The organism is Streptomyces sp. NPDC059456, assembly GCF_042750055.1.
Classification (GTDB): domain Bacteria; phylum Actinomycetota; class Actinomycetes; order Streptomycetales; family Streptomycetaceae; genus Streptomyces.
Window position 1 is genome coordinate 4217 of the sequence record NZ_JBHYVA010000135.1, and the last position, 11099, is coordinate 15315.

At 72.2% G+C, this 11099-nt stretch carries 12 protein-coding genes and 1 pseudogene; 6 read left to right on the forward strand and 7 right to left on the reverse strand.

The annotated features are described in order from the left end of the window. A pseudogene (locus ACFXA3_RS14725) lies at nt 1–201 on the forward strand (hypothetical protein); the annotation flags it as partial. A 206-nt stretch (nt 202–407) separates the two neighbouring features. Here the strand turns inward: ACFXA3_RS14725 and ACFXA3_RS14730 are convergent. Then, on the reverse strand, nt 408–881 hold the full coding sequence (locus ACFXA3_RS14730; protein ID WP_385186790.1) for a carboxymuconolactone decarboxylase family protein: 474 nt from the start codon (nt 879–881) through the stop codon (nt 408–410). A 243-nt stretch (nt 882–1124) separates the two neighbouring features. Next, on the reverse strand, nt 1125–2138 hold the full coding sequence (locus ACFXA3_RS14735; protein ID WP_385186792.1) for an AraC family transcriptional regulator: 1014 nt from the start codon (nt 2136–2138) through the stop codon (nt 1125–1127). 126 nt (nt 2139–2264) lie between these two features. Here ACFXA3_RS14735 and ACFXA3_RS14740 point away from each other — a divergent pair, with 126 nt between their 5' ends. The 3 genes from ACFXA3_RS14740 (at nt 2265) to ACFXA3_RS14750 (ending at nt 5666) form a co-directional block, all read left to right on the forward strand. Then, a complete protein-coding gene (locus ACFXA3_RS14740; RefSeq protein WP_385186793.1) occupies nt 2265–3998 on the forward strand; it encodes an AMP-dependent synthetase/ligase in 1734 nt (577 codons plus the stop codon). A 61-nt stretch (nt 3999–4059) separates the two neighbouring features. Next, nucleotides 4060–4752 (forward strand): alpha/beta fold hydrolase, encoded by a 693-nt coding sequence (locus ACFXA3_RS14745; protein WP_385186795.1) that lies wholly within the window; start codon nt 4060–4062, stop codon nt 4750–4752. A 176-nt stretch (nt 4753–4928) separates the two neighbouring features. Beyond that, on the forward strand, nt 4929–5666 hold the full coding sequence (locus tag ACFXA3_RS14750; RefSeq protein ID WP_385186797.1) for a hypothetical protein: 738 nt from the start codon (nt 4929–4931) through the stop codon (nt 5664–5666). Nucleotides 5667–5715: 49 nt separating this feature from the next. Here the strand turns inward: ACFXA3_RS14750 and ACFXA3_RS14755 are convergent, their stop codons facing one another. The 5 genes from ACFXA3_RS14755 to ACFXA3_RS14775 all read right to left on the reverse strand — a co-directional run bounded on the left by ACFXA3_RS14755 (nt 5716) and on the right by ACFXA3_RS14775 (nt 8608). Further along, a complete protein-coding gene (locus tag ACFXA3_RS14755; RefSeq protein WP_385186799.1) occupies nt 5716–5955 on the reverse strand; it encodes a DUF397 domain-containing protein in 240 nt (79 codons plus the stop codon). Further along, entirely contained in the window at nt 5952–6821 is an 870-nt protein-coding gene (locus tag ACFXA3_RS14760; RefSeq protein ID WP_385186800.1) for a Scr1 family TA system antitoxin-like transcriptional regulator, read from the reverse strand. The genes ACFXA3_RS14755 and ACFXA3_RS14760 overlap by 4 nt, the downstream gene beginning before the upstream one ends. A gap of 120 nt (nt 6822–6941) precedes the next feature. Then, nucleotides 6942–7505, reverse strand: a complete 564-nt coding sequence (locus tag ACFXA3_RS14765; protein WP_385186802.1) for a hypothetical protein — start codon at nt 7503–7505, stop codon at nt 6942–6944. 148 nt (nt 7506–7653) lie between these two features. Continuing rightward, nucleotides 7654–8127: an SRPBCC domain-containing protein gene (locus ACFXA3_RS14770; RefSeq protein ID WP_385186804.1), complete on the reverse strand. Its 474-nt coding sequence runs from the start codon at nt 8125–8127 to the stop codon at nt 7654–7656. 58 nt (nt 8128–8185) lie between these two features. After that, nucleotides 8186–8608: a VOC family protein gene (locus ACFXA3_RS14775; RefSeq protein WP_385186806.1), complete on the reverse strand. Its 423-nt coding sequence runs from the start codon at nt 8606–8608 to the stop codon at nt 8186–8188. Between the two features lie 60 nt (nt 8609–8668). Between ACFXA3_RS14775 and ACFXA3_RS14780 the strand changes: the two genes are divergently transcribed. Together ACFXA3_RS14780 and ACFXA3_RS14785 are read left to right on the forward strand one after the other, a co-directional pair. Beyond that, nucleotides 8669–9121 carry a MarR family winged helix-turn-helix transcriptional regulator gene (locus tag ACFXA3_RS14780; RefSeq protein WP_385186807.1) on the forward strand — a complete coding sequence of 151 codons (453 nt, stop codon included), beginning with the start codon at nt 8669–8671 and terminating at the stop codon, nt 9119–9121. A 232-nt stretch (nt 9122–9353) separates the two neighbouring features. Beyond that, nucleotides 9354–11060 carry a lytic transglycosylase domain-containing protein gene (locus tag ACFXA3_RS14785; RefSeq protein ID WP_385186809.1) on the forward strand — a complete coding sequence of 569 codons (1707 nt, stop codon included), beginning with the start codon at nt 9354–9356 and terminating at the stop codon, nt 11058–11060. The last annotated feature ends 39 nt before the right edge of the window (nt 11061–11099 follow it).

The window sequence follows — 11099 nt, forward strand, 5'->3', positions numbered from 1 at the left end:
AACACCAACGCCGCGGGGGCGGCCCCCGCCGCCCCGCCTGGGGCCGGTCTACAGCTCGGGGCCCGGGCGGCCAACGACTCGATCTTCGCCGGCCGGGCCGACGACCTCCTCGACGGCGGCCCGGACACCGACGCGTGCGACGGCCAGGCCGGCACCGCCGACGTCGCCGTCAACTGCGAGTCGACCACCGACATCCCCTGAAGCCGGAGTTCCGGCTCATGCCGGGCCCGTGGTGACGCCGGTCGCCGGTCGCCGGTCGCCGGGTGCCAGGTGCCGGGCTCCGGGCGCCAGTCGCCGGTCGCCGGGCTCCGGACGCCGTCGCCGGGTGCCGGGTACCAGGTGCCGGGCTCCGGGTGCCGGACTCCCGATGTCCGACTCCCGGTGCCCATCGCCCGACGGCGGGCAGGTCAGCCGAACTGGCCCGGCTGGTAGTCGCCCGCCGGCTGGCGGACGATCACGTTCATCCGGTTGTAGGCGTTGATCAGGGCGATCAGCGAGACCAGTGCGGACAGCTGGTCCTCGTCGTAGTGCTTGGCGGCCTCGGCCCAGGCCTCGTCCGTGACCCCGCCCGCCGCGTCGGCGATGCGGGTGCCCTGCTCGGTGAGTTCCAAGGCCGCCCGCTCGGCGTCGGTGAACTCCTTCGCCTCGCGCCAGGCGGCGACCAGGTTCAGGCGCAGCGCCGTCTCCCCGGCGTGCGCGGCGTCCTTGGTGTGCATGTCGAGGCAGAAGCCGCAGCCGTTGATCTGGCTGGCCCGGATCTTCACCAGTTCCTGCGTGGCGGCCGGGAGGGTCGAGTCGCTGACGACCTTGCCGGCGGAGTTGATGTACCGGGCGAACTTGCCGGCCACCGCGTTGCCGTAGAAGTTGAGGCGAGCTTCCATCGTGGACTCCTTGGGGTATCGACCGTTGCACAGAACTGACCCGCGGCGCGGCCCGGATGTGACAGAACGGCGGACGTGCACACGGGTGACCTGCGTCACGCTCCCGGTTCCCTCCGGCGGCGTTCCGCGCGGGCAGGCCCGCCGCCGCGACCCGGTGGCCGAACCGCCGTCGGCGTCGTCGGCGTCGTCGGCGTCGTCGGCGCCTTCGCGGCCCGGTCGTCCGGCCGGCCGAACCGGCCCCCGCTACGGCTCGTTCGACGCGATGCGGTACGCGCCCGGGGTCGTGCCCGTCCAGCGGCGGAAGGCGCGGTGGAAGGCGGTGTCCTCCGAGAAGCCGAGGCGGGCCGCCAGTTCCGCGATCGGCTCGCTGCTCTCGGCCAGGCCCGCGATCGCCGCGTCCCGCCGGACGTGGTCCTTCAGCTGCTGGAACGAGGTCCCCTCCTGCCGGAGCCGGCGCCGCAGCGTCGCCGGGGACACCGCGAGCCGCGCCGCCACCTCCCCGAGCTCCGGCAGCCGCGGGGAGCTGCGCAGCTGCCGGGCGAGGGCCCGGCGGACCTGTTCCGAGACCGATGCGGCGTACTCCGGCCGCGACAGCAGGTCGAAGGGGGCCCGGCGCAGCATCTCGTCCAGCTCGGCCTCGTCCCGTACGAGGGGTGCGGCCAGCCAGCGGGCGTCGAAGGCGGCGCCCGTACGGTCGGCCCCGAACCGGACCGGGCAGTCGAACAGGACCTCGTACTCGGCCTCGTGCGGCGGCGCCGGGTAGGCGAACGCGGCGTACGCGAGCGGGATGCGCCGCCCGACCAGCCAGCTGCTCAGCCGGTGCCAGATGGCGAGCACGCACTCGGTGAGGAAGCGTTCCTCGTCCCCCACGAAGTCGCCCCGGACGGTGAACCGGGCCTCGCCGCCGTTCACTTCCAGCGCCAGCTCGGGGCCGCCCGCGAACAGGCCGTAGAAGGCCGCGGCCCGCTCCACGGCCGCGCCGAGGTCCCGGCAGCCGAGCGAGGCGTGGCACATCATCGCGAAGGTGCCCGGGCGGCTCGGCACCGCCGACAGCCCGAGGAATTCGTCCTGCGTGGTCCGGTACAGGGCGCGGAACAGCCGGGCGAACTGCGCCGGGCTGATCCTGGCCCGGTCGTCGCCGAGCAGCAGGGGCGGGATCTGCGCCTCCTGGAGCAGCGGCACGGTGTCGAAGCCGCCGCGCGCCGCCCCCGCGAGCACGGCACGGACATGGTGCACGGTGATCGTCCGGCTCCCCATGGGGTCGACGGTAGCCCCAATGAGCGCTGGGGTCAGCGGTGCTGACGCTTCCGGTCATGTCGATCGGCGCCCGCGGGTGCCTAGCGTCGGGTGCGTCGGGGGTCACCCATCCCGGGAGGGGAAGCCATGGACGGTCGGCCGCACACGCTGGCGGTGTTCACCCAGTGGACCGAGGAGAGGTACGCGCAGGAGACCGCACTGCGGTTCCGGTCGCCGGACGGGAGCGGGTGGCGGACCCGTACGTACGCGGAGCTCGGCGCGGCGGTACGGCGGACGGGCCGGGCGCTGCTCGGGCTGGGGGTCGCGGCGGGGGAGCGGGTGGCGGTGCTGGCCGAGACCCGGCCGGAGTGGACGTACACCCACTTCGGGATCCTGGCGGCGGGCGCGGTCCTCGTACCGGTGTACCCGACGGCGGGGGACGAGGAGCTGGCCTGGGTCCTCGCGGACTCGGAGGCGGTGGCCGTGGTCTGCGACGACGCGGCGCAGGCGGACCGGGTGGAGGCGCTGCGGGCGAAGCTGCCGGCCCTGCGCGCGGTCGTACGGATGGACGCGCTGGCGGGTCTCGAAGGCGCCCCCGAAGCGGAACTCCTGGAGCGGGCACGGCGGGTGACCCCGGAGGCGGACGCGTCGATCGTCTACACCTCGGGGACGACGGGCCTGCCGAAGGGCTGCCGCATCACGCACGGCAACACGGGCGCCATCCAGGACGCGACGCGCCCGCTGATCCACGGCGGGCCGGGCGACTCCACGTACCTGTACCTGCCGCTGGCGCACGTGCTGGCACAGCTGATCCAGTTCACGACCCTGCTGGAGGGCGGGGAGCTGTGCTACTTCGGCGGCCGCATCGAGGACGTGCTGTCCGAGCTGGGCGAGGCGAAGCCCACCCATCTGCCGTCCGTGCCGCGCCTGTTCGAGAAGGTGCACGCGGTGGTGCTGTCGATGGCCGAGTCGCAGGAGGGCGGCGCCGAGCGGTTCCGGGAGGCGGTCCGGATCGGGGTGCTCGCGGCGGAGGGGCGGCTGCCCGACGCCGACCGCCCGGCGTACGAGGAGGCGGAGAAGAACCTGTACTCGCTGGTCAGGGGCGCCTTCGGGGGCCGGCTGAACCAGGCGGTGACCGGTGCGGCGCCGATCGCCCCGGCGACCATGGACTTCCTGCGGGCCTGCGGGATCACCATCTACGAGGGCTACGGCATGACCGAGACCGCCGGCCTGATCAGCATGAACCACGCGGAAGCCGCCCGTCACGGCACGGTCGGCAAGCCCATCGCGGGCTGCGAGGTCCGCATCGCCGAGGACGGCGAGATCCTGGTCCGCGGGCCGATGGTCTTCCCGGGCTACCACGCGAACCCGGCCGCGACGGAGCGGGCGCTGGACGCGCAGGGCTGGCTGCACACCGGTGACCTGGGGGAGCTGGACGCGGACGGGTTCCTGTCGATCACCGGCCGCAAGAAGGAACTGATCATCACCTCGGCGGGGAAGAACATCACCCCGACGGAGGTCGAGTTCGCCGTCCAGCGCTCCCGGTACGTGTCGCGGGCGGTCCTGATCGGCGACCGCAGGCCGCACCCCGTCGCCCTGATCACCCTGGACGCGGAGGAGATCACGGCCTGGGCGCGGCGCGAGGGCCTCGACCTGGACCTGCCCCGGGCGGCCGCCCACCCCGCGGTCCGCGCCCTGGTCGAGGAGGCGGTCACGGCGGCCAACGGGACGGTCTCCCGCCCGGCCCGCATCCGCGCCTTCCACGTCCTGCCGGAGGACTTCTCCGTCGAGGCGGGCACCCTGACCCCGACCCTGAAGCTGCGCCGCACGGCGGTGGCGCAGCGCTACGCGGCGGAGACCGACGCACTGTACGAGGGCTGAGGGCGGCCGGCCCGGCGCCGGGCCCGGGGGCGTTGTCAGAGGGCCGGGCTACGGTGCCGCCATGGCGAACTACGTACTGGTGGCAGGCGCATGGCTCGGCTCGTGGGCGTGGGAGGAGGTGGCCGCGCAGCTGCGCGCGGCGGGGCACGGCGTCCACCCGCTGACGCTGTCCGGCCTGGCCGAACGGCAGGGCGAACCGGCCGGACAGCAGACGCACGTCCGGGACGTCGTGTCCGAGGTCGAGCGCCTCGACCTGCGCGAGGTGGTCCTGGTCGGCCACAGCTACTCGGGCATCCCGGTCGGCCAGGCCGCCGAGCGGATCGGCGACCGGCTGGCCCGGGTGGTGTTCGTGGACGCGAACGTCCCGGTGGACGGCGAGGCCTTCGAGGACGCCTGGTCGGTGCGGGCCGAGATCACCGCCCACGGCGGCTTCTGGCCCCCGCCGGCCGCCGGGGACTTCGAGGGCCAGGGCCTGACCGCGGAGCAGGTCGACCGCCTCGTCTCCGGCGCGACCCCGCACCCGGGCGCCACCCTGACGGAGCCGGCGCAGCTCGCGGGCCCGCTGTCCGGTCTCCCGGCGCTGTACGTGAAGTGCCTGCTGGACGGCGAGGACCCGGGCCCGGTGGTGACGGGGCTCCTGGAGGGCGAGCGGTGGAGCCTCGTGCAGATGGAGACGGGGCACTGGCCGATGCTCTCGGCACCGGCGGAACTGGCCCGGATCCTGTCGGACGCGGCGCGGGTCACGCACGCCTGACGAAACGTCAGAATGGGTGCAACAGAGGGGAATTGAGGGGGAGTTGAGCATGGAGGTAAAGGCTCCCCTTCATGATCTAGTTCTGAGGAACTCTTGAGCCGGAACCACTTGGTCCGCTGATTGACTGACGCCGCACCAAGCCAAGCCACCCCCCAACCCGAGAGGGTCAGTCACCCATGTCCATGGCCACCACCCGCCGCCTCGCCACCACGGTCCTCGTGGGCCTCGCCACCGCCACACTGCTGGGTACGGGTACCGCCAACGCCTCGATCATCTCGGGCGACGGGCGGCGCATCGCCTCCTACGAGAACACCCTGCGGACCAGCGCCGAGCCGGACGCCGCGACCACCCTCAAGGAGTTCGACGCGCTGGCGTACGACAAGAAGGTCAAGTTCCTCGACTACACCGAGGACCCCGAGAACCTCAAGGCGCTGCTCCAGGAGGCCGCCGACGTTCCCGAGGCCGGGAAGTCCGTGCACTCGCTCGTGAACCTCAAGGACGGCGACGTCCAGATCCAGGCGGACAGCGACGCCACCTTCAAGCCCGACGCCGATCTCGACGGGGTCGCGGCCGGCGGCAAGCTCTCCCGGGGCTGGTGGGAGACCACGTACTCCGTGAAGCAGAAGATCTTCGGCGTCACGGTCACCAAGCTGAGCCTGTGGGTGAACTACTACACCAACGGCTCGTCCATCACGAAGGTCGACCACGCGGACTGCGCGAAGCGCAACTACAACGCCGCCGTGTCCATCGGCCACAGCGTCCCGAAGGCGCAGCTGGCCAGCGGCACCGCCATCGGCGAGGTGATCTGGGAGGGCTCGATCATCTACCGCGGCTTCGGCATCGAGATCGACAAGCGGCACCAGGTCAAGGCCAACGCGTACGGGTTCAAGAGCGGCTACCTGAAGAACATCTAGCCGGTCCGGCCCAGGGCGACCACGGGGGTGCCCTGGGCCGTACCACCCGTCAGAGGCTGATCCCGCCCAGGAACGAGGCCCAGGCGGCGGGCGCCACGGCCATCTCGGGCCCGGCGGTCACCTTGGAGTCCCGGACGTGGACGGTGTCGGCGCAGGTGGCCACCTCGACGCAGTTTCCGCCTTCGCCACCGCTGTAGCTCGACTTCCGCCAGGAGTAGGCGACTTCGACGCACTCGCCGCCCTCGCCATCGCTGTGGCTGCTCTTGAACCAGGCCAGTTCCGTGTTCATCTTTCTCCCAGCATCTTCTCGATCAGGGCCAGGGACTCGTGGGGCGTGAGCGCCTGTGCCCGGATGATCCCATAGCGCTCGCTGTAGATCCTTACCTGCTCCGGATCGGTGATCAGATTCGCGTGGTTGTACGTTTCGGTGTAGGCCACCTCATTGCGGCCCTTGGGGCGGAGGAGGGTGAACGATCCCTCCATTGCGGGATGTTCACCTCGATCCATTGGCATCACCTGCAAGTGCACAGTGCGCAGTCGGCCCACTTCCAGTAGCCGTCGTAGCTGCGCTCGGTGGACCGCCTCACCGCCCATGGGGCGATGGAGGATGGACTCCTCCAGTACGAAGCTGAAGGTCGGCGCCGGCCAGCGTTCCAGGATCACCTGTCGTGCAAGTCTGTCCGCCACGCGCTTTTCGATGGTCTCCTCGTCCAGGACGGGTCGACGGTGACAGAAGACGGCCCGCGCGTAGTCCTCGGTCTGGAGCAGGCCAGGCACTGCCTGGACCTCGTAGTAATGCAGCGCCACCGACACCGCCTCCGCCTCCGCGAACTTGCGGAACCAGTCCGGATGCCGGGTCCGGGCGCGTTTCAGGGCCTCCTTCACCTCCGGGATCGCCGCCAGCAGGACCCCGTTGGCGCCCAGCGCCCGGTCGGCGTTCTCCAGGAAGTCGGGCTGCGGGGTGCGTACGCCCCGTTCGATCGAGGAGATCAGCTCCTCGCTCACCCGCACCCGGGCGGCCAGTTCCTTCTGCTGGAGGCCCGCCGCTTCCCGCAGGGCCTTGATCATCTTGCCGAGCGCCTTGAACAGGTGCGTGGTGCCGTCGGCCTCCACGGGTCGTTCCGGCTGTTCCTCGCGGTCTGACAGGTCGTTCACAGACTGAACCGCCCTCGTCCGTACGGGCCGTACACGCAGTACCGAAAAGCGTACGGCGGGTCCGACACGCTCGGTGAGGAGATGACCGAAATCAGTGACATTGCATGCGGGGCCGTCAGATCAGGACTTCAGGGTGAAGCCACCGGCCACGACCTTGTCGAAGGGGGCCGGGGCCATGCACTTGGACAGGGTCATGTCCGCCGCTCCGGACAGTCCGACGCGGGCGGGGCCGGCAGCGCCCTTGCCGGGCACGTAGAAGCTCATGCCCAGGCGGACGTGGTCCTTCAGCATGGCGGGGAAGGGGTCGCCCGGATTGTTGCTGGCGGCCACGATCCGGCCGGTGACCGTCGCGTTGGGGCCGCCCGTCGTCATGCAGTCGACCTCCATTTCGGCCCAGTAGGTCCGCGACGAGCCGTCGGGCTGGGGGATTCTGTGCGAGAGGCGGAACGTGCCCTCGGACCTGGCGGGGTACCAGGGGTCGTCCTTGGTGAAGGTGGCGCGGGCGTCGACGGCGACCCGGATTTCCTCGCCGGCCACGGGGTAGTCGAGGCGGGCCGAGCCTTTGAGGTGAGCGGTGGTCTCGGCGGCCGGAGGCGGGGTCGCGGCCGAGGCGGTGGCCGTCGTGCCGGTCAGGGCCGCGGCCAGGGCGAGGAGGGCGGCGGCGTGCAGGGTCCTTCGGCGCATGGCGGTGGTGCTCCGTCCGAATCGGGGAGGGGCCGGGTCCGTGTGTCCACGGGGTCCGTGCGGTCTCCTCGATCCTCGCGGGCGGCGCTGACCCGCACGTCGGCCACCGGGGCGATGCGTCTCCCCCGCCCGGGGGAGACGGCAGTCGTCACTCGGAGCCGGTGAGGACCTCGTCCTGGCGCTCCAGGATCTGCTGCCAGGCCGCTTCGTGGTGGTCGCGGGCGGTCTCGTCGAGGAAGCCCGCGTGGGTCAGGCGCAGGTGCGTGCCGATGGGGTGGGGGAGGAGCTCGACGGTGACCACCGTCTCGGCGCCCTCCGTGCCGCCCCGGCCCGTCACCCAGGTCAGCTCCACGAGGTGGTTCGGGACCAGCCGCAGGAAGCGGCCGTAGTGCGGGTGGCGGGTCGGCGCGGCCCCCGGTTCCGGCGTGAACTCCGTCTCGAAGAAGAACGGCGCGTTCACCTCGGCCCGCATCAGGACCGAGCCGGGGGCGGCGAACCAGCGGTCGAACTCCTCGGTCCAGCCTGCGTACAGGGTGTGCTCGCCGGCGATCATCGAGCGTTCGACGGTCAGCCGGTGGGGGCGGTCCGACAGGTCGGGGACGCGGATCGGATCGGTGGTCATGGCGACGACCCTAGTGACCGGGACTCCCCGCGCGCGGGTGCGACGCGGGGCGGGCCGGCTAGTACGACTGCAGCTCCCACAGGTTGCCCTCGGGGTCGCGGACGTGGGCGCTGCGCAGGGTCGGGCCCCACTCGGGGCGGTCGGCGGGCGGGCCCGCCGGGGTGGCGCCGCGGGCCAGGCAGGAGGCGTACGCGGTGTCCACGTCGGGGACGCGGCTGACCAGCATCGTGCGGTCGTCCGGGCGGTCGTCGGGGCGGTCGTCGCGGCCGGTGGTGCCGCCGAGGGAGGGCGCCGTGGCGGCCATCGTCGTGCGGTCGAGCAGCGCGAGCACGCCCTGGCCGGCCACGTCCCAGGAGGCGTACGGGCCGTCGGCGCCGCCGCGGGTGCGGGTCGCGCCGAGCAGCTCGGGGAGCAGGGTGTCGTAGAAGCGGAAGGTCTCGCCGAAGCGGGCGACGAGGAGTCGGGGGTGCAGCGCGTCCATGCGGGGCTCCGCCAATCAGTAGGTGCGAACCAATGATTGGTGTCAGCCTACAATGTGTCCATGCTGCCGTCCTCGACGCCCCGACTGACCGCCCTCACCCCGTACTTGCTCTCCACGGTCGGCAAGGAGGCCCGCACCCTCGTCGGCGACCGGCTCGCCGCGCGGGGGCTGCGGCTGTGGGACATGGCCGTGCTGGCCGCCCTCGCCGATCACGGGCCGCAGCCGCAGCGCGATCTCGCCGAGCGGCTCGACGTCCACCCGAGCGACGTGGTCAAGGTCCTCGACGGCCTCGCCCGGCTCGGGTGCGTCGACCGGGAGCGGGACACGGCCGACCGGCGCCGGGTCCTGGCGAGCATCAGCGGGCCGGGCCGGGAGCTGCTGGACGAACTGGCGGCGGACGCCGAGGCCGTCGGCGAGCGCCTGCTGGCCCCGCTCGACACGGCCGAACGAGCCACTCTGCACGCGCTCTTGGTGCGCGTGCACGCCCACGCGCAGGCGGGCGGGGGAGAGTGAATCCGGTCCTAGGCGGCAAGCCCGTCCAAACCGGGGTGTCTTGGGATCTTTCCGGCGGTGATCGGGGTTATTCGTCCGTCCGGTCGTGAGGACCCGGTGAAGCCGAGACGAATGGTGTGTCATATCTGCCGGGGTGGCGGCGAGTCGCGTCGGAATACCTGATAGACAGTGGATATCCACGGCTCGACCCGCCGTAGTACCTTGTCGGCCGCCTTGGGGGGATCGCCGCACTGTGAAGCCTCTTCACCGTCACCTCGTCAACACCTCGCGCAAGGTCCTGTGCACGGCCGCGCTCGCGGCCAGCCTGACGACCGCCGCCGTGGTGACCAACACGTCCACCGCCGACGCGGGGGAGTCCGAGCCGACCCCGGACAGCCCGCAGGCCACCGACCGCGGCGACGCCCGCCTCGATCTGCCCAACCCGCTCGCCGACCCCGCCGTCCCGCCGACCACGGGCGGCGCGGCCGAGGGGGCCAGCGGCATTCCCGCGACCGCACTCGACGCCTACAAGCGCGCCGAGATCTCCGTGGCCGCCGCGCTGCCCGGCTGCAAGCTGCCCTGGCAGCTCCTCGCCGGCATAGGCCGGGTCGAGTCCGTGCACGCCTCCGGCTACGGGCTCAAGGCCGACGGCTACACCGAGAAGCCGATCCGCGGCCCGCGCCTCGACGGCAACGGCTACGCCGAGGTCAAGGACACCGACAAGGGCGAGTTCGACGGGGACGCCGTCTACGACCGCGCGGTCGGCCCCATGCAGTTCATCCCGTCGACCTGGGCCACCTGGGGCGCCGACGGCAACGGGGACTCCAAGCGCGACCCGAACAACATCTACGACGCGGCGCTGGGCGCCGGCCTCTACCTGTGCGCCGGTGACCGGAACCTGTCGGACCAGGCGCAGCTCGACCGGGCGATCCTCAGCTACAACAACTCCCGTGAGTACGTGAACACCGTGGTCGGGTACATGCACCAGTACCAGAACGGTGCCACCGGAGTGCCGAACCCGCCCGTCGGGAACTACCCGACGCCGCCCGTCACGACGCTGCCCACGCCGAGCCCGACGACGCCGACGCACACCTCGCGGCCGAACCCGACGCCGACCCCGACGCCCACCCCGTCGAAGCCGGCCGAGCCGCAGAAGCCCACGCCGCCGGCGCCGACCCTGGCCAAGCTGGAACTGCTCGGCAGCGCGGAGCTCAAGGCCGAGGCCGGGTCCGCGTTCGCGACGGCCCCGCGGATCAAGGCGCTGCTCAGCGACGGCAAGCCGGCCGCCGCCAAGCCGATCCTGTTCGAGCTCAAGGACGACACCACGGGCTCGTCCATCGGCGCGGAGGACAAGAAGTTCCTCGTCGTCGACACCGACGCCGAGGGCGTCGCCACCCTGCCCGGCCTGAAGGCCGGAGCCAAGGCGGGCGGCTTCACCCTGCGCGTCGCGGCCTACAACACCTCGGCCCAGCTCACGGTGAGCTTCACCGGCACCGTCACGGCGAAGCCGGCGCCCGTCGCGGACAAGCTGACCCGCACCGACGCGGGCGCGGCGAAGCCGCTGGAGGTCGTCGCGGGCAAGAGCTTCACCGGCGTGGAGGTCACGGCCACCGCCCAGGACAAGGCGGTGGAGGGTACGCAGGTCACCGCCGGGCTGGTCGAGCAGAACGAGGCCGGCGCCTGGGTGCCGGTGGACCCGGAGAAGTCCAAGGGCCCCTGGTTCAAGGACAAGGACGGCAAGAAGGTCACCAGCCTGCTGCTGGCCCCGACCGGCGCCGACGGCAAGATCGCGCTGCCGGAGCTGTTCACCACGGACGTGGCCCCGGGCACGTACCGCCTGCGCCTGATCACGAAGGACAACGTGGTCCTGCTGCTGGACCTGAAGATCACGGCAGCCCCGACGACGACGCCGACGACGCCCCCGGCAACGCCGACGCCGACCACGCCCGCCAAGCAGTAACGCCCCGGCCCCCGGGCCCACCCGCGAACGGCCTGTGGC